This window comes from Colwellia maritima, from assembly GCF_022669015.1.
Taxonomy (GTDB): Bacteria; Pseudomonadota; Gammaproteobacteria; order Enterobacterales; family Alteromonadaceae; genus Colwellia; species Colwellia maritima.
The window spans coordinates 455,419-473,009 of sequence record NZ_JAKKSL010000002.1; the positions used below are offsets into that span (position 1 = coordinate 455,419).

A 17,591-nucleotide genomic window follows, 5' to 3' on the forward strand; every position below is an offset into this window, starting at 1 on the left:
GCCGCCATTATTTGTATGCCCTCTACTTTTGGATATAAAACCATGCTGCGTTTAACTGATATTAAATTACCTTTAAATCATTCTGATAATGCTATCGAGCAAGCAATAGTTCAAAAACTAGGAATTACTCAGCATGAATTAGTTGACTTTACCGTATTTAAACGCGGTTATGATGCACGTAAAAAAAATAAAATTGTTCTTATTTATACTTTAGATGTTAATACAACTAAAGATGCCGTTTTACTGGAACAATTTAACAAAGACTCGCAGGTAAAATTAACACCTGATATGGCCTATAAGTTTGTTGCACATGCACCTGAAACCATGAAAAATCGCCCTGTAGTCATTGGTATGGGACCTTGTGGTTTATTTGCCGGTTTAGTTTTAGCTCAGATGGGCTTTAAACCAATTATTTTAGAGCGTGGTAAGGAAGTAAGAGAGCGCACCAAAGACACCTTTGGTTTTTGGCGTAAAAAAATACTCAACACTGAATCAAATGTACAATTTGGTGAGGGGGGCGCAGGCACATTTTCTGATGGTAAACTGTATAGCCAAGTAAAAGATCCCAAACATTATAGCCGAAAAGTACTACATGAGTTTGTTGATGCCGGCGCGCCTGCTGAAATATTGTATGTGAGTAAGCCGCATATTGGTACGTTTAAGTTAGTAACCATGGTTGAAAAAATGCGGGCAAAAATTTTTGAGCTTGGTGGTCAAGTACGATTTGAGCAAAAAGTTGAAAGCATTCATTTTAAAAATGATGAAACCATTACTTTTGATGATAACGTATTGTCAGGCTTTAAAGCTAAAGAAGTGGTTGGTTTAACTTTATCAACAGGTGAATATATTGCTACTAACCATATTGCCTTAGCTATTGGCCATAGTGCTAGAGATACCTTTAAAATGCTTCATGAGCAAGGCGTTTATATTAAAGCTAAACCATTTTCTGTGGGTTTTCGGATTGAGCATGAGCAATCTGTTATTGATGAAGCCCGTTTTGGTGAAAATGGTAACGAAATTTTGGGCGCGGCAGACTATAAATTAGTTCACCACACAAGTAATGGTCGAAGTGTATATAGTTTTTGTATGTGTCCTGGTGGTACAGTCGTTGCGGCAGCATCTGAAGAAGGGCGTTTAGTTACTAATGGTATGAGCCAATACTCCCGTCATGAACGTAATGCAAACAGTGCGATTGTGGTTGGTATTGAACCTAAAGATTATACCGAAGGTAAATTTGCAGCGACCACTGATTCTGTATTAGCAGGTATTGAATTTCAGCGTCGGTTAGAGGAGCAAGCTTTTAGTATGGGCGGAAGTAATTACGATGCGCCAGTACAACTCGTAGGCGATTTTCTAACTGGTAGAAAGAGTGGTGAACACGGTAGTGTCATCCCATCATATAAACCAGGTGTGACTTATACTGACTTAAGTGAAGCGCTACCCGACTATGCTGTTGAAGCGATACGTGAAGCGTTACCTGCTTTTGAACGTAAAATTAAAGGTTTTTCGATGAATGAGGCAACGTTAACCGCCGTTGAAACACGTACATCATCACCTATTCAAATAACGCGAGATAGAGAAACTTTCCAGAGTATCAATGCTAAAGGATTATACCCTGCAGGAGAGGGCGCGGGTTATGCCGGTGGTATTTTATCAGCAGGCATTGACGGTATTAAAATAGCCGAGGCAATAGCATTGTCGATCTGTAATGAAGACTAAACGAAGAACAAACATTACTTTAGAACTTAATGAGTAATTAACTAGTACTCAAATCAAAAGAAAGTAGAGGTTAGCTCACCCTACTTATTATTGATGAGGGTTTTGGCTGCCAAACCCCAAGACCATTATGTGCTAAATGATTAGACTTTTGGGTGAGCACTTTAGTGCCAATGTTGATTGAACTTTCGGGCGGGCTAATTAAAAATCCTTGAATGTGTTTAACCCCTAAGGATTTTAATAACTCGAGTTGTATAATATCTTCTATACCTTCAGCAACAACTTTTAAGTTCAGTTGTTGCGCCATATCGATAATAGATTTAAGTATTTTTTTATATTTAATACTGTTTGTTGCTTCATTGACAAACATTCTATCAATTTTTAACACATCCACGGGTAAGGTGGCTAAGATTGATAGGGAGCTAAACCCTGTACCAAAATCATCTATGGCAATACAAATGCCTTCTTCACGAAGTTTTTCTAATTCATGAATAATATCGTCCGATACGTCAAGAAAACAAGATTCAGTTATTTCTAGCATTAATGCTGAAGGGGGTAATCCTGTCGATAAAAGAGTGTTCATTACCCATTGATGAATAGGACGGTGTTTTAGTTGTATAACTGAAACGTTTACCGATATTTTGGTTTTTTTCATCCCCGCATTATACCAAGCAAACATTTGACGGCAGGCTTCAGTTAATATCCAATCACCTAAAGGTAGAATTTGATTAGATTCTTCCGCAATTGGGATAAACTCTGTTGGTGCAATAACCCCTTCTATCGGATGTTGCCATCGAACAAGCGCTTCAAAATAGCTTATAATACAACCGTCAACATGAATAATAGGCTGAAAAGTGAGGTAAAAATTATTACTGGTTATTGCCAGTCTCATTTCTTCAAGTAAATAATGATAGCGCCTCAATTGGCTTCCCATTTCAGGAGAGTATACCTTGTATATCCCTCGGCCATCTTTTTTTGCCCTGAACATTGCAACATCGGCTAATTGTACAAGTGTGACAGGTTTGCCGGCACTTTCTGGATATAAAGCAATACCAATACTTGCACTGATTTTAATTGTTTTATTGCCCAAAATAAAATCACGCTCTAACTCTGTTAAAACATATTTAGCGATGCTTACTGCAAACTCAGCATCAACTATATTATGAAGAAATATCGTGAATTCGTCTCCACCTAATCGTGCTAAATTCTTTTCAATATTATTTGGTGAAGAGTGAACGTTAAGTTTATTACTTCTTACAATTGATTTAAGGCGTTCTGCTACTTGAATTAAAATTTCATCACCAAATGAATGACCAAAAGAGTCATTCACTTTTTTAAAACCATCAAGGTCAATAAATAACAAAGCACTATGTATGCTTTTATCGTCAATTGTTAGTTGTTCTTCTATATGTTCTAAAAAAGTATGACGATTTGTTAACTGGGTGAGTTTATCGCAAAAAGCACGTTGCTCGGTGTCAATTTTATATTGTGTCGCATGTCGGGCGATGTCTTCTAATGCATAATTAAGATTTGTTAAGATTGAGTGCCTCTTTTGAGGAGGCTGTTGTTGTTCAAAGGTTAGTGCTATGTTGTTCGCCGTATCGAGCATGTTATTTAACATGCTTTTTAACTTGGATTTTTGATAATTTGATATTAAAACATAAGCGATGAATGCGAAAATAAGTAATGCAAGTGTAGGGTAGAAAACACTTAATATAATCTCTAACAAAATGTAATTTAGTGGAATAATTAACCAGTTGTCATTTTTTTGCTATTTTAACAACTAGCTTATGTTCATCACTTTGCGCCAAATTATCAAGAAACAATAACTGTGCAATATGTTCATTAGCACTTAATAATTGTTTTTCAGGTAATTCGTAAGCAGTGGCAGGGGGAATTGCTTTAAGGGTGAGTACTTCTTGAGATAGAATAGAAACGAAGAAAATATATATCGTGATTACAAATAACAAAAATAGAGATATTAATGTTTTCCAATATTTTGCCGTGATGCCATTCATACGTTAATACAATCCTTATATAGGAAGATACTATACGTTATATCGTTAATCTAAAGTGCATAAGATACAAAGATCTTTAACTGCGCGATACATTACAAATTCCTTATCAATATCCGTATAGTTACTTTGTGATAACAGCATAGCTAATATTTGCCTTTGTATCAAGTAATTAGCGCTTGCTCGGGTTTATTTATTATTTGATTATGTCTATGTCATTTTAGTTAAACTTTATCTTAATGTCGCATTAATAAACTTGGTTTCTGCCTGCATCCTTAGCTTTATATAAAAGAGTGTCAGCACGGCCTATCCACTTTTCAGGGGTATCGTCGGGTTGATATTCAGCAACGCCTATTGACAAGGTTATTTTGATATCACAATCGTATACATGATTTTCAATGATACAGCGTATTTTTTCTGCCACTTGTTTTGCTGACTTTAAATCCATGTTTAATGGCATAACGACAAGTTCATCGCCACCAAACCGATATAATGAATCGAGTACACGGGTGTGCTGTTTTATTAAATTACAGGTTGTAACGAGAACGTTATCACCAACAGCATGTCCGTAATTATCATTTATTTTTTTAAAATCATCTAAATCAATCAGAATGAGGCACATATCATAAGTTTTTCTATGTCGGCTAGCGATTACGTCAGCTAACCGTTTATCCAAAGCACGTCTATTACCCGTTGATGTTAACTGATCGATTGTTGCTAATGCTTCAAAGTCCAGAATTTTTCGTTCATATGAACGAAACATAATAAATGAAAATGTTGATGTCATTAACGTTGTTAATAATATAGTTAAAACATTAATCAAATCCGTTTCTATTGAGATTATAAAGGACGTGGTTGTGATTAATAATAAGCAAAGGGCCGTAGCTGATTTTGGGGGGATTAAGTAGTACATTGTAATAATAATAGGATACAGCCAATAGACTTGAAGCAACCCTTTTATTGCGATACTAGCGGTACAAGCTATGACTAAAAATATAGCAAATAAGAGTTTAGTAACGTCAACTTTTCGAGTTTTAAAAATATAGAGACAGAGAATAGCCATTGTTATTGAAATTATAAGATCAATAATCGCAATAGTTATATCATCGTTGTACCGCCGAATAGCTGAAAACACACTGACAATTAACGTAGCTAAGGCGGTTAGTAATAATAGTACAATTTCAGTTACTGTTCTTTTTGTTTCCATGCAATCCTGCTTCTGGTTTCTTGATGCTGTCTTCCATACGCGCTATCTATTAAACATTAGAATTAGCGGGAGATTTATTTTGTATGTAGACAAAATAAATCTAAGTATAAAATATACTTACTTTAAAATAATATAGCACAGACATTTAGACAATGTGATTCTTACCATAATATTGGCAAAATATCTGCCATATTAATCTAGGTGTTATTTTTGGTTAGTAATAAAAGTAGTTAGTATTTCATCTATTTTTAATCAAACATTTACAATGCGCATTAAATGGACCTGTATTGTATGCATTTAATACCGTAATAGTGCATGCATATACTTGATTCATTTGCTATAATCCCGTGCCTAATTTTAGACAGTGTGTTTTTAATAGCAATGGTGTTTTTGCGTATTTTTTCTCATATATCAATTTTTAGTATTTTTACATACTAAAATATGGCACCAAGGTTTACATAATAAATTGAAATATAAAGGTTTTAATAGATGCCGATAATAACTCTCCCTGATGGCTCACAACGTTCATTTGAAAATGCCGTATCCGTAATGGATGTTGCTCTTGATATAGGTCCTGGTCTTGCTAAAGCAACGATAGCCGGTCGTATTGACGGAAATCTTGTTGATGCATGTGAGTTAATTACTCAAGACGCTAATTTGCAACTTATTACGAGCAAAGATAGTGAAGGACTTGAGATCATTCGACATTCATGTGCGCATTTATTAGGACATGCGATTAAGCAACTATATCCTAATGTTAAAATGGCTATTGGACCTACTATTGAGAATGGCTTTTATTATGATGTTGACCTTGATGAATCTATAACTGAAGATGATTTAGTTAAACTTGAAAAACGTATGACTGAATTAGCGCGTACAGGTTATGAAGTTGTCAAAAAAACTGGCACTTGGCAAGATGCGTATGATGCATTTACTGAGCGTGGTGAAACCTATAAATTGGAAATTCTTGATCAAAATATTGAAAAAACAGATACTCCTGCTTTATATCATCATCAAGAATATATCGACATGTGTCGGGGCCCTCATGTACCAAGTATGCGTCATTGCCATCATTTTAAATTAATGAAAGTTCGGCGCCTACTGGCGCGGTAATTCTGACAATAAAATGTTACAGCGTATTTATGGCACTGCTTGGGCTGATAAAAAACAACTTAAAGCATATATAGTACGTTTAGCTGAAGCTGAAAAACGCGATCATCGTAAAATTGGTAAAACATTAGACTTATTTCATTGGCAAGAAGAAGCGCCGGGCATGGTGTTTTGGCATAATGATGGTTGGACTATTTATACTGAACTTGAAAAATTCGTCCGTGAGAAATTACGCGAGTATGATTACGACGAAGTAAAAGCGCCAATGATGATGGACAGAAGCCTTTGGGAAAAATCAGGGCATTGGGAAAAATATGCCGATGGTATGTTTACCACAGAATCTGAAAAACGCGAATATGCGATAAAACCAATGAATTGCCCTGGTCATGTACAAATATTTAACCAAGGTTTGAAATCTTATCGTGATTTACCATTACGTATTGCTGAATTTGGCTGTTGTCATCGCAATGAACCTTCAGGCTCATTGCATGGTTTAATGCGAGTGCGCGGTTTTACCCAAGATGATGCTCATATTTTTTGTATGGAATCACAAGTTCAAGCTGAAGTAACAAAATGTATCGAGATGGTTTATGATATATACGGTTCGTTCGGTTTTGAAGATATTGTTGTTAAACTGTCTACTCGCCCAGAAAATCGTATTGGTAGTGATGAAATTTGGGATAAAGCTGAAGCAGGTCTTGCTCAGGCATTAACCGACAGCAACATCAAATTTGAATATTTGCCAGGTGAAGGTGCTTTTTATGGACCAAAAATTGAATTTACCTTAATGGACTGTTTAGGTCGTGCTTGGCAATGTGGTACAGTACAACTTGATTTTGCATTACCAGAACGTTTAGGTGCAACTTATGTAGGTGAAGATAACGAACGTTATATTCCTGTCATGATTCACCGGGCTATTTTAGGATCACTTGAGCGTTTTATCGGTATTTTGATTGAAGAGTTCACTGGGAAATTTCCAACGTGGTTATCGCCAACTCAAGCAACAATTATGAATATTACCGACAAACAAGGTGAATATTGTGAAAAAATTGCTAAAAAACTAAAAGAAAGTGGATTTAGAGCAAAACTAGACTTGAGAAATGAGAAAATAGGCTTTAAAATCCGCGAGCACACTTTAAATAGAGTTCCTTATCTTTTAGTTGTCGGTGACAAAGAAATGGAAGCAGGGGAAATTGCTATCAGAACTCGAAGTGGTGAAGATTTAGGAAAAATGTCTGTTGATGATTTTATCGCTAAATTAAGTGAAGAAGTTAAAACACGGGCATAACTGAAGTTTGAGTAGCGAGTATAGAATATTAAACTCGTTTAGTTAAAAATTAAAATTTATTGCTATTTAGTTTACACTGTTTTGTAACTTAGATACTGAGATTTGATTTTATTTGTAAGTGTATGTGCACAGTTGATTCAAATCAATAAACACAACTCACAATGAAGTAAAATTAAATAGCAATTATAGTAAGTCAAAAAAAGAGTTTCTGTAGGAGGAACATGGCTATTAAAGGTGGACAACGAGGCGGGCAAAAAGAGCCAAGACATCGTTTAAATGAGTTAATCACAGGTATTGTTGATAACGAAGTTCGTTTGATTAAGTTTGACGGAGAAGCAGGTGGCATTGTTTCATTAGATGAAGCAATGGATCAAGCCGAGGAAGCGGGCGTAGACCTTGTAGAAATAAGCCCTACCGCCAAACCACCCGTTTGTCGTGTTATGGATTACGGCAAGTTTATCTACGAAAAAGCCAAAGAACAGAAAGAACAACGAAAAAATCAAAAACAAATTCAGGTTAAGGAAATTAAATTCCGACCTGGTACAGATGAAGGCGATTATCAGGTGAAATTACGTAGTCTGAAACGCTTTTTAGAAGGCGGCGACAAGGTCAAGGTTACATTACGTTTCCGTGGTCGTGAGATGGCCCACCAAGAGCTTGGTTTAGAGCTTTTAACTCGTGTTAAAAACGATTTAGAAGAATTGACTGTGCTTGAGTTCTTCCCTCGTAGAGCGGAAGGGCGTCAAATGGTGATGGTTCTAGCCCCTAAAAATAGATAATCTTTGGTTTGACAAGTAATTAAGTGTGATTAATTTAACACTTAATTCACCAATTTTATCTTTACGGTAGTACGGCTTGCAAGTAAATTAATTATTCGCACTTCTGTGTGAAAAATTAATTTCGCCCTCGCTACTTAATATTTGGCATATACCCCCATTTTTAATGGTAAGGTATAAATTAAAGAGTTATAAACAATGCCTAAAATGAAAACCAATAAAGGTGCTGCAAAGCGCTTTAAAAAAACAGCTTCTGGCTATAAGTTCAAACAAGGCGGCTTACGTCATATTTTGACTAAACGCCGTACTAAAGTTAAGCGTCACTTACGTGCTAAATGTATGATCGCTGCTTCTGACATTAAGTCAGTTAAAAAACTTTTACGTCACGGTTAATAGGAGAAATAGAAAATGGCAAGAGTAAAACGTGGTGTACAAGCTCGTGCACGTCATAAAAAGGTTCTAAAGCAAGCTAAAGGTTACTACGGTGCTCGTAGTCGCGTTTATCGCGTTGCTTTCCAAGCTGTAACTAAAGGCGGTCAATACGCTTACCGTGACCGTCGTCAACGTAAACGTCAATTCCGTCAACTTTGGATTGCTCGTATTAATGCAGCAGCTCGTCAAAATGGTTTATCTTACAGCCGTTTCATTAATGGTCTTAAAAAGGCTACTATTGAAATCGATCGTAAGATCCTAGCTGATATTGCAGTATATGACAAAGCAGCTTTCACATTCTTAGTAGAAAAAGCACAGGCTGCTTTAGCTGCATAAGAATTGAAAAAAGCTTGACTAGACAAGGACGCCATTAGGCGTCCTTTTCTTTTATAATTATTATTATATTCACTATTATTTTATTAGTGCAAAAATGCTATTGAATATAATTAATTTAACTATTGATAATTAAGGTCTAACCCCATGAATTTAGCTGATAAAGTTTTAGCGATAAATAATGATTTACCTATTCGCACTGATGCTCCTGTACATAGTGGCAAAGTGCGTAGTGTTTATTGGTTAACAGAGGCTGATAGTGCACGCCTTGTTGAAGAAAAAGGTTATAACGTACCTAGTGACACACCATTAGCCATTATGGTTATTAGTGACCGAATTTCTGCATTTGATTGTATTTGGCAGGGTGAGGGCGGTATGAAAGGTGTTCCGGGTAAAGGAGCCGCATTAAACGCTATTTCAAATCACTGGTTTAAACTGTTTAAAGAACAAGGGGCGGCTGAAAGTCATATTCTAGATATTCCTCACCCGTTTGTTTGGATTGTACAAAAAGCCAAACCCGTTATGATTGAAGCTATTTGTCGTCAATACATTACTGGTTCTATGTGGCGTAGCTATGTTAAAGGTGAGCGAGAATTCTGTGGCATTGAATTATCAGAAGGTTTAACGAAGGATGCTAAGTTGCCAACATTGTTACAAACTCCTTCAACTAAAGGTATTTTAGATAATATTCCTGGTGTACCTGCGGTAGATGATGTCAATATTACGCGTAAAAACATTGAAGATAACTTTGAAGCGTTTAATTTTAAATCATTAGACGATATCACCTTATATGAAAAATTGTTGACTGAAGGCTTTGATGTTATCTCAAACGCATTGAGTGAACTCGATCAGATATTTGTTGATACAAAATTTGAGTTTGGCTATGTTAAAGACAAAGCCGGAAATGACAAACTTATTTATATGGATGAAGTTGGGACACCTGATTCTTCGCGAATTTGGGATGGCGAACAATACCGTGCAGGAAAGGTTGTTGAAAATTCAAAAGAAGGTTTCCGCCAACTCTTATTAAATCATTTTGACGATGCTGATATTTTATTGAATAAAGATCGTATGGATGAGCGTGAAGCATTAGCACGCGATAATGAGTTACCTTTATCAGTTTTAATGGATGTTTCTAAAACTTATACTGAGATTGCTGAAAAAATAACTGGCAGCAAAATCGAATTAAGTGAAAACCCTAAAGCTGAAATTATTAAAATACTACGTGAACAGTACCAGTTGATTGATTAGTTTCTATTCTCTTCATTCTATTGCTGCTTGACACTTTATAATGCCGTTCGCTAAAAAGAACGGCATTAGTCAATTAATGGTAAGTAAGTAAAGGTTATTTACTTGCCTGCATTTTTAATTATTTCACGTGCCATTTCATCAGCAATCATACCCGTAGGTTTATTCTGCTCATCAGCTTTAGTGAAAACATCCAATAAAGTATCGTAAATCTCTTCAACTTTTTTAGTGGACTTCTCAATACTATAATTTTCTTCAAAAGAAACATTAATGATGCCACCAAGCATTAATAACATAGTCAGGTGCGTATAAAATACCATTATCTACTAATGCTTTATCATGACGAGGTTCAGCCAATTGATTGTTAGCACAGCCGCCTATTATTTTCGCTTTTAAACGACTAATTGTTTTATCATTGATACTTGCGCCAAGTGCGCAGGGGGAGTAAACGTCAACATCTTGATCGTAAATTTCATCTAAGCTCACAACCGTTGCGTCAAATTCAACAGCAGCTTTATCTAATGCTGCTTGATTGATATCTGTTACATAGAGTTTAGCACCTGCTTTATGTAAATGTTCGCATAAGCCATAACCTACACTGCCTAAGCCTTGTACAGCGACTTTTAAGCCAGTTAAATCATCACGGTTAAGTTTGTGCTTTACGCTAGCTTTTATGCCTAAAAACGTCCCTAATGCGGTAAAAGGGCCTGGGTTCCCACTTTTACCTTCAGTACCGGTAACAAAAGGTGTAACTGTATTAACAATAGCAATATCGCTAGTCGTTATATTGACATCTTCAGCACTTAAATAACGACCATTGATTCGGTTTAACGCTTCACCGAAGGCTTTAAAGAGTGCTTCAGATTTAATTGATTTTGCATCACCAATGATAACGGATTTACCTCCACCCATTTTCAATCCTGCCATAGCGTTCTTGTATGTCATACCTTTAGATAATCGTAAAGCATCAACTAAAGCTTCCTCATCGCTAGCATAATCCCACATTCTGCAGCCACCAACAGCGGGACCTAAGTTGGTATTATGAACAGCAATAATAGCTTTCAGACCTGATGCTTCATCGCTACAAAAAACAACTTGCTCATGATCATCAAAATCAGCTAAATCAAAAAAAGCCATGCTTGTATTTCCTCGTATTTCTGTGAAAGAGTAATTATAGAATTTGATCGAACTCTATCACTTCATATTTGTGTACACTAGTCGTGACAAACTTATTGTCGGCAAGGTTTGCATAGTAAAGTGTCCACATTTTGATACAGACGATTGAAAGGAAGAAATTTTTGTAAGTTATATCAGAGGAAGGGGGTTAGGTTTAATTTTTTATGAAATGGTGCGGGTCAAGAGACTTGAACTCTACCGCTTGCGATACTTGAACCTACTCTACCTAGCATAAGACCTAACATAAGCAGCGCGTCTACCCATTCCGCCAATGAGAAAAATTATTATCTTATGAAGGTGGTTTTGTGTGTAACTATTGAAGAGATTATATCTGAATGGTACGGGTCAAGAGACTTGAACTCTCACATCTTGCGATACTGGAACCTACTATATCTAACATAAGCAGCGCGTCTACCCATTCCGCCAATGATAAAATTATTATCTTATGAAGGTGGTTTTGTGTGTAACTATTGAAGAGATTATATCTGAATGGTACGGGTCAAGAGACTTGAACTCTCACATCTTGCGATACTGGAACCTACTATATCTAACATAAGCAGCGCGTCTACCCATTCCGCCAATGATAAAATTGTTATCTTATAAAGGTGGTTTTATGTGTAACTATTGAAGAGATTATATCTGAATGGTACGGGTCAAGAGACTTGAACTCTACCTCTTGCAATACTGGAACCTACGATACCTAACATAAGCAGCGCGTCTACCCATTCCGCCAATGATAAAATTATTATCTTATGAAGGTGGTTTTGTGTGTAACTATTGAAGAGATTATATCTGAATGGTACGGGTCAAGAGACTTGAACTCTCACATCTTGCGATACTGGAACCTACTATATCTAACATAAGCAGCGCGTCTACCAACTCCGCCAATGATAAAATTGTTATCTTATAAAGGTGGTTTTATGTGTAACTATTGAAGAGATTATATCTGAATGGTACGGGTCAAGAGACTTGAACTCTCACATCTTGCGATACTGGAACCTACTATATCTAACATAAGCAGCGCGTCTACCAATTCCGCCAATGATAAAATTGTTATCTTATAAAGGTGGTTTTATGTGTAACTATTGAAGAGATTATATCTGAATGGTACGGGTCAAGAGACTTGAACTCTCACATCTTGCGATACTGGAACCTAAATCCAAGCGCGTCTACCAATTCCGCCAAACCCGCATTTTACTCGACTTTAAAAAGACTTGAACTCTCACATCTTGCGATACTGGAACCTACTTTTTTAAAAGATAAGCAGCGCGTCTACCAATTCCGCCAAACCCGCATTTCACTCGACTTTAAAAAGACTTGAACTCTTACATCTTGCGATACTGGAACCTACTTTTCTAAAAGATAAGCAGCGCCTCTACCAATTCCGCCAAACCCGCATTTTATTAAATTTAAGTCTTTATTAAGACTTAAATTTTTTAAGGTTGTATATATGATTTATATGGCAGGGATAAGAGGATTTGAACCTCTGAATGACGGGATCAAAACCCGCTGCCTTACCGCTTGGCTATATCCCTACAGGGAGTAATTACATTAAATTTTATTTATATTCATTAAAATATTAAATAAAATGGCAGGGATAAGAGGATTTGAACCTCTGAATGACGGGATCAAAACCCGCTGCCTTACCGCTTGGCTATATCCCTGCAATGTATTTACTTTTTACTACTGCAACTAATGTTGCTTTGAAATGGTACGGGTCAAGAGACTTGAACTCTCACATCTTGCGATACTGGAACCTAAATCCGGCGCGTCTACCAATTCCGCCAAACCCGCATAATTTCAATTATTCATAAAACCTAAGTTATATGAAATGGTGGCTACACCGGGATTTGAACCTGGGACCCCATCATTATGAGTGATGTGCTCTAACCGGCTGAGCTATGTAGCCTTCCATCTTGCCTCTCAGCAAGTGGCGCGTATTATGCAAATCTGCTTGGCATACGTCAACCGTTTTTTTTCAAAAAACACGACTTTTTGTTTGTTTGCCTATTGCATGTGCAATTTGGCCGTTATCTACACAAAAAATGCATGTAGAGGTTACTAATCTCTGCATGCATTTTATAAATAAATATGAACTGTCTGAAGTAGCGTTAAATAAAATTATCTATTTCTTGCTTCTTCTGCTAATAGTATTGAATGTTTAGCAATAGTATCTATTTCATTTTGTACTTTTTTCTTTGGTAAATTACCAATAATAAATTTACCCACTTCTAGCGCGTTAGATTTAGCTGCAAAAACTAACAAATTATCACTATTACACGTTAGCTCATCGTAAAAGTTACGAATTTTAATTTTATTTTGCTTTAAAAACGCTCTTAAACGGTTTTTGTCATTTGCTTGGACGTATTCACATATGCGTAATGATATATCATCGGCTTTAACTGTTGGTGCAATAGATGAGCTAAGCACCAGGAAACTCGCTGTTAAAAAGACTTTTTTCATAAAAAACCTTAAATGTATTGTTTAGATAAACAGTTGTGGATATTAATTGATTGTTAATTGCACTATCAAAGTGTAGCTTAATATATAAAGTGTAACTCAATATAAAATATCTTTATAAGCTTTATTATTTATTTTTAAACGTTAAAACGGAAATGAATCACGTCACCATCTTTGACTAAATAATCCTTACCTTCTAATCGCCACTTTCCGGCTTCTTTTGCGCCAGACTCGCCATTAAATTCAATAAAATGTTCAAATGCTATAACTTCTGCTCGGATAAAACCTTTCTCAAAATCAGTATGTATAACCCCCGCAGCTTGAGGAGCCGTGGCATTTTGTTTAACTGTCCAGGCGCGTACTTCTTTAACACCGGCGGTAAAATACGTTTGCAGGTGCAGTAAACCATAGCCAGAATTGATAACACGGTTTAATCCAGGCTCTTCTAAGCCCATCTCTGCCATAAATTCAATTCTGTCTTCATCATCCATTTCAGATAATTCGCCTTCAATTTCAGCACATACAGCAACGACTACAGCACCTTCTTTTTCAGCAATAGCATTAACTATGTCAAGGTATGGATTATTTTCGAAGCCATCATCATTAACGTTGGCAATGTACATTGTTGGCTTAATAGTTAAGAAATTTAAATAAGCAACAGCGGCTTTTTCTTCTTTAGTTAAATCTAAAGAACGAACCATATTGCCTTCTTCCACATGCTTCAATATTTTCTCTAAAACGGGCACTTCAAATTTGGCATCTTTATCGCCGCCTTTTGCGCGTTTACTTTGACGGTGAATAGCTCTTTCGGCGGTATCCATATCCGCTAACGCTAATTCAGTATTGATAACATCGATATCATCTGCAGGATCAATTTTATTAGCAACGTGTATGATATTATCATTTTCGAAACAACGTACCACATGACCTATTGCGTCTGTTTCTCTAATATTGGCAAGAAATTTATTTCCTAAACCTTCACCCTTTGACGCACCTGCTACTAAACCCGCAATATCAACAAACTCCATTGTGGTAGGAAGTACACGTTCAGGTTTTACAATAGCGCTAAGTTGATCAAGACGAGGGTCAGGTACCGGCACAACACCGGTATTGGGTTCAATAGTACAAAAAGGGAAGTTAGCAGCTTCAATACCTGCTTTAGTTAGTGCGTTAAATAAAGTTGATTTTCCAACGTTGGGTAAACCAACGATGCCACATTTAAATCCCATAATTATTACCTGTCTTTTATTTAAATTTAATTTCAATGATAATCATCAGTTAAAAACGATTATCAAATAAATTCTATGTTACATGCCTTTATAAGCGTGTAAGCGTTGTTGCGCTTTAACTAAGCCTTGAGTTTGCCATATTTCAAAACATCGACTTGCTTCATCAATAGCGCTTTCAATTAGTGTTTGTTCATTGCTTGGTGCTTTGCCTAATACATGACCCGTTACTTTATCCCGATGTCCTGGATGACCTATACCAATGCGTAAACGATAAAATTCTTTATTATTTGCCATGCGAGCAATAATATCTTTTAAGCCATTATGACCACCATGACCACCACCTTGTTTTATTTTAATAGTACCAGGGGGGATGTCTAATTCGTCATGAGCAATGAGGATGTTATCTACAGAAATGCGGAAAAAATTAGCTAAAGGAGCAACTGCTTGACCACTTCTATTCATGAATGTGGTGGGAATTAATAAGTGAACGAGTTCACCACCAATTTCACCTTTACCATAAAGCCCAAGATATATTTTTTTCAGGACGGAGAGATATATTATTGCGCTGTGCTAGTTCTTCAACAAACCAAGCACCTGCATTGTGGCGTGTTTTTGCATATTCGGGGCCAGGATTTCCTAGCCCCGCAATCAACTTGATAGTCATATTAACTATTCATCTTTAAGTTAAATAGCTAACTGAATAAAGTTTGATTATTCAGTAGCTGCTTCTTCAGTAGCGGCTTCTTCTTCATCGTCATCACCTTTGCCTTTAGCGGCATTAGCAGTAACAACAGCTTGATCGTGAGCTTCGCCTTTCGCTAATTCATCAGATGTTACGCCTTTTGGCAATTTAATGTCTGATAAATGTAGTGTTTGACCAACTTCTAAATCAGCTAGGTCAACTTCAATAAACTCAGGCAAATCTTTTGGTAAACAAGAGATCGCAATTTCTGTCACATGATGAGCTACAGATGCGCCAAGTTTAATAACGTTTTCTTCGTTAATGAAATGAATAGGCGCGTTAGTTGAGATAGCATGTTTTGCATCAATGCGAATGAAATCAAGATGCATAATAATGTTTTTGAACGGATGACGTTGCATGTCTTTAATTAGACACTCAACTGGTTTTCCGTCAATTTTCAATGTTAACACGTGTGAATAGAATGCTTCTTCTTGTTGAGCACGAAGAACATTTTTGTGCTCTAAAGTTAAAGAAATAGATTCTTTTCCTTCACCGTAAAGGATAGCAGGAACTTTATTCGCGTGACGTAGGCGGCGGCTCGCACCTTTCCCTAAATCTGTACGTACTTCTGCATCCAAAGTAAATAAATCAATCATGATATATACTCTTATATTGTATAAAAAATTAAGTCTTGTTTTTTGCGACCAAAAACAAGGATGTTTGCTTTTTTATGAATCCCGCTATCAATAAATGAAAACTAGTTTGATAAAAAAGGCGCGGCATGATAACACTAGCGCCTTGTTAAAGCTATTGATAATCACGTTGAAATGATAAAAAAGTGAATTAAAACCAATAAAAAAGCAGATAATAAAATAATATCTGCTTTTAAGGTAAACTGTTATGCACTAAGGGTTAAAGTTCAGGTATTGTTATGAACTTCAACTAGTGATCAAACATTGCTGAAATAGATTCTTCATTACAGACACGACGTATTGCTTCACTTAACATGCCGCTTAATGTTAATTGACGAACCATTTTAAGTTCTTGAATTTCTTTAGACAATGGAATTGAATCTGTTACTACTACTTCATCAATGACTGAATTTTTAAGATTTTCAACAGCGTTTCCTGATAAAACAGGGTGAGTAGCGTAGGCAATAACACGTTTTGCACCATGTGCTTTTAAAGCTTCAGCCGCTTTTGCTAAAGTGCCACCAGTGTCAATCATATCATCAACAATAATACAGTCTCGGCCTTTAACATCACCAATAATATGCATAACTTGGGCTACGTTGGCTTTTGGTCGACGTTTATCGATAATTGCAAGGTCTGCATCGTCTAATAATTTTGCTACCGCACGGGCACGAACAACACCACCAATATCTGGGGAAACCACAACGGGGTTATCCAAGTCAAGGTTTTTCATGTCTTCTAATAAAATAGGCGTACCAAAGGCATTATCAACAGGTACGTCGAAAAATCCTTGAATTTGCTCTGCATGTAAATCAACGGTTAGTACTCGGTCAACACCGACACTTGATAGGAAATCAGCAACTACCTTGGCGGTAATCGGTACACGAGCACTACGTACTCGCCTGTCTTGACGTGCATAACCAAAATAAGGAATTACAGCGGTAATTCTCCCAAGAGATGCACGACGAAACGCGTCGATCATCACAATGAGTTCCATTAGGTTATCGTTAGTTGGTGCACAAGTCGATTGAATAATAAAAACATCGCTACCGCGAACATTTTCATTAATTTCAAAGCTTATTTCACCATCGCTAAAACTGCCAATTTTGGCATCGCCTAACGTAATATATAGGCGATTTGCAATTTGTTTGGCCAGTTCAGGGGTGGCATTACCCGCAAAGATCTTCATGTCAGGCACAGTCAGTTCCTCAGAAACTTTTGACATTA

The 17,591-nt window shown here is 36.5% G+C and carries 12 protein-coding genes, 6 tRNA genes and 3 pseudogenes; 6 read left to right on the forward strand and 15 right to left on the reverse strand.

Annotation, left to right across the window (positions count from 1 at the left end; translation table 11 throughout):
* The first annotated feature begins 42 nt into the window (after window positions 1-42).
* Window positions 43-1,719: an NAD(P)/FAD-dependent oxidoreductase gene (locus tag L3081_RS12250; RefSeq protein ID WP_242286461.1), complete on the forward strand. Its 1,677-nt coding sequence runs from the start codon at window positions 43-45 to the stop codon at window positions 1,717-1,719.
* A 70-nt stretch (window positions 1,720-1,789) separates the two neighbouring features.
* Here L3081_RS12250 and L3081_RS12255 read toward each other — a convergent pair whose 3' ends face one another.
* From L3081_RS12255 to L3081_RS12265, 3 genes are all read right to left on the reverse strand, one after another.
* Complete coding sequence (locus L3081_RS12255) at window positions 1,790-3,325, reverse strand: putative bifunctional diguanylate cyclase/phosphodiesterase (RefSeq protein ID WP_242286462.1); 1,536 nt, start codon at window positions 3,323-3,325, stop codon at window positions 1,790-1,792.
* Window positions 3,326-3,476: 151 nt separating this feature from the next.
* Window positions 3,477-3,734 carry a hypothetical protein gene (locus tag L3081_RS12260; RefSeq protein WP_242286463.1) on the reverse strand — a complete coding sequence of 86 codons (258 nt, stop codon included), beginning with the start codon at window positions 3,732-3,734 and terminating at the stop codon, window positions 3,477-3,479.
* A 244-nt stretch (window positions 3,735-3,978) separates the two neighbouring features.
* Window positions 3,979-4,938, reverse strand: a complete 960-nt coding sequence (locus tag L3081_RS12265) for a GGDEF domain-containing protein (protein ID WP_242286465.1) — start codon at window positions 4,936-4,938, stop codon at window positions 3,979-3,981.
* Window positions 4,939-5,427: 489 nt separating this feature from the next.
* Here L3081_RS12265 and thrS point away from each other — a divergent pair.
* From thrS to L3081_RS12290, 5 genes and pseudogenes are all read left to right on the forward strand, one after another.
* Window positions 5,428-7,336, forward strand: a pseudogene (gene thrS / locus L3081_RS12270) (threonine--tRNA ligase).
* A 221-nt stretch (window positions 7,337-7,557) separates the two neighbouring features.
* Window positions 7,558-8,115 carry a translation initiation factor IF-3 gene (infC, locus tag L3081_RS12275; protein ID WP_242286467.1) on the forward strand — a complete coding sequence of 186 codons (558 nt, stop codon included), beginning with the start codon at window positions 7,558-7,560 and terminating at the stop codon, window positions 8,113-8,115.
* 195 nt (window positions 8,116-8,310) lie between these two features.
* Complete coding sequence (rpmI, locus tag L3081_RS12280; protein ID WP_242286469.1) at window positions 8,311-8,505, forward strand: 50S ribosomal protein L35; 195 nt, start codon at window positions 8,311-8,313, stop codon at window positions 8,503-8,505.
* A 15-nt stretch (window positions 8,506-8,520) separates the two neighbouring features.
* Entirely contained in the window at window positions 8,521-8,880 is a 360-nt protein-coding gene (gene rplT / locus L3081_RS12285; protein WP_242286471.1) for a 50S ribosomal protein L20, read from the forward strand.
* 144 nt (window positions 8,881-9,024) lie between these two features.
* Window positions 9,025-10,128: a phosphoribosylaminoimidazolesuccinocarboxamide synthase gene (locus tag L3081_RS12290; RefSeq protein ID WP_242286472.1), complete on the forward strand. Its 1,104-nt coding sequence runs from the start codon at window positions 9,025-9,027 to the stop codon at window positions 10,126-10,128.
* Window positions 10,129-10,226: 98 nt separating this feature from the next.
* On the opposite strand, the pseudogene L3081_RS12295 reads toward L3081_RS12290, so the two are convergent.
* The 12 genes and pseudogenes from L3081_RS12295 to L3081_RS12350 all read right to left on the reverse strand — a co-directional run bounded on the left by L3081_RS12295 (window position 10,227) and on the right by L3081_RS12350 (window position 17,562).
* Window positions 10,227-11,262 (reverse strand): annotated as a pseudogene (locus tag L3081_RS12295) (Leu/Phe/Val dehydrogenase).
* A 1,144-nt stretch (window positions 11,263-12,406) separates the two neighbouring features.
* Window positions 12,407-12,492 (reverse strand) — tRNA-Leu (locus L3081_RS12300).
* Window positions 12,493-12,500: 8 nt separating this feature from the next.
* Window positions 12,501-12,593, reverse strand: a tRNA-OTHER gene (locus tag L3081_RS12305).
* Window positions 12,594-12,761: 168 nt separating this feature from the next.
* Window positions 12,762-12,836: transfer RNA gene (locus L3081_RS12310), tRNA-Gln, on the reverse strand.
* Window positions 12,837-12,890: 54 nt separating this feature from the next.
* Window positions 12,891-12,965, reverse strand: a tRNA-Gln gene (locus L3081_RS12315).
* Between the two features lie 45 nt (window positions 12,966-13,010).
* A tRNA-Leu gene (locus L3081_RS12320) sits at window positions 13,011-13,095 on the reverse strand.
* 38 nt (window positions 13,096-13,133) lie between these two features.
* Window positions 13,134-13,210, reverse strand: a tRNA-Met gene (locus tag L3081_RS12325).
* Between the two features lie 212 nt (window positions 13,211-13,422).
* Window positions 13,423-13,764, reverse strand: a complete 342-nt coding sequence (locus L3081_RS12330) for a DUF3718 domain-containing protein (protein ID WP_242286474.1) — start codon at window positions 13,762-13,764, stop codon at window positions 13,423-13,425.
* 134 nt (window positions 13,765-13,898) lie between these two features.
* Entirely contained in the window at window positions 13,899-14,990 is a 1,092-nt protein-coding gene (gene ychF / locus L3081_RS12335; protein ID WP_242286476.1) for a redox-regulated ATPase YchF, read from the reverse strand.
* 78 nt (window positions 14,991-15,068) lie between these two features.
* Window positions 15,069-15,654, reverse strand: a pseudogene (gene pth / locus L3081_RS12340) (aminoacyl-tRNA hydrolase).
* A 47-nt stretch (window positions 15,655-15,701) separates the two neighbouring features.
* Window positions 15,702-16,328, reverse strand: coding sequence for a 50S ribosomal protein L25/general stress protein Ctc (locus L3081_RS12345; RefSeq protein WP_274620515.1), 627 nt, complete (start codon window positions 16,326-16,328; stop codon window positions 15,702-15,704).
* A 286-nt stretch (window positions 16,329-16,614) separates the two neighbouring features.
* Window positions 16,615-17,562: a ribose-phosphate pyrophosphokinase gene (locus L3081_RS12350; RefSeq protein WP_242287027.1), complete on the reverse strand. Its 948-nt coding sequence runs from the start codon at window positions 17,560-17,562 to the stop codon at window positions 16,615-16,617.
* Window positions 17,563-17,591 lie beyond the last annotated feature (29 nt).

Bases quoted from the DNA above. Each gene is read 5' to 3' on its own strand.
- L3081_RS12250 (WP_242286461.1), top strand. From the start codon at position 43: ATGCTGCGTTTAACTGATATTAAATTACCTTTAAATCATTCTGATAAT.
- L3081_RS12255 (WP_242286462.1), bottom strand. From the start codon at position 3,325: ATGCTCGATACGGCGAACAACATAGCACTAACCTTTGAACAACAACAG.
- L3081_RS12260 (WP_242286463.1), bottom strand. From the start codon at position 3,734: ATGAATGGCATCACGGCAAAATATTGGAAAACATTAATATCTCTATTT.
- L3081_RS12265 (WP_242286465.1), bottom strand. From the start codon at position 4,938: ATGGAAACAAAAAGAACAGTAACTGAAATTGTACTATTATTACTAACC.
- infC (WP_242286467.1), top strand. From the start codon at position 7,558: ATGGCTATTAAAGGTGGACAACGAGGCGGGCAAAAAGAGCCAAGACAT.
- rpmI (WP_242286469.1), top strand. From the start codon at position 8,311: ATGCCTAAAATGAAAACCAATAAAGGTGCTGCAAAGCGCTTTAAAAAA.
- rplT (WP_242286471.1), top strand. From the start codon at position 8,521: ATGGCAAGAGTAAAACGTGGTGTACAAGCTCGTGCACGTCATAAAAAG.
- L3081_RS12290 (WP_242286472.1), top strand. From the start codon at position 9,025: ATGAATTTAGCTGATAAAGTTTTAGCGATAAATAATGATTTACCTATT.
- L3081_RS12330 (WP_242286474.1), bottom strand. From the start codon at position 13,764: ATGAAAAAAGTCTTTTTAACAGCGAGTTTCCTGGTGCTTAGCTCATCT.
- ychF (WP_242286476.1), bottom strand. From the start codon at position 14,990: ATGGGATTTAAATGTGGCATCGTTGGTTTACCCAACGTTGGAAAATCA.
- L3081_RS12345 (WP_274620515.1), bottom strand. From the start codon at position 16,328: ATGATTGATTTATTTACTTTGGATGCAGAAGTACGTACAGATTTAGGG.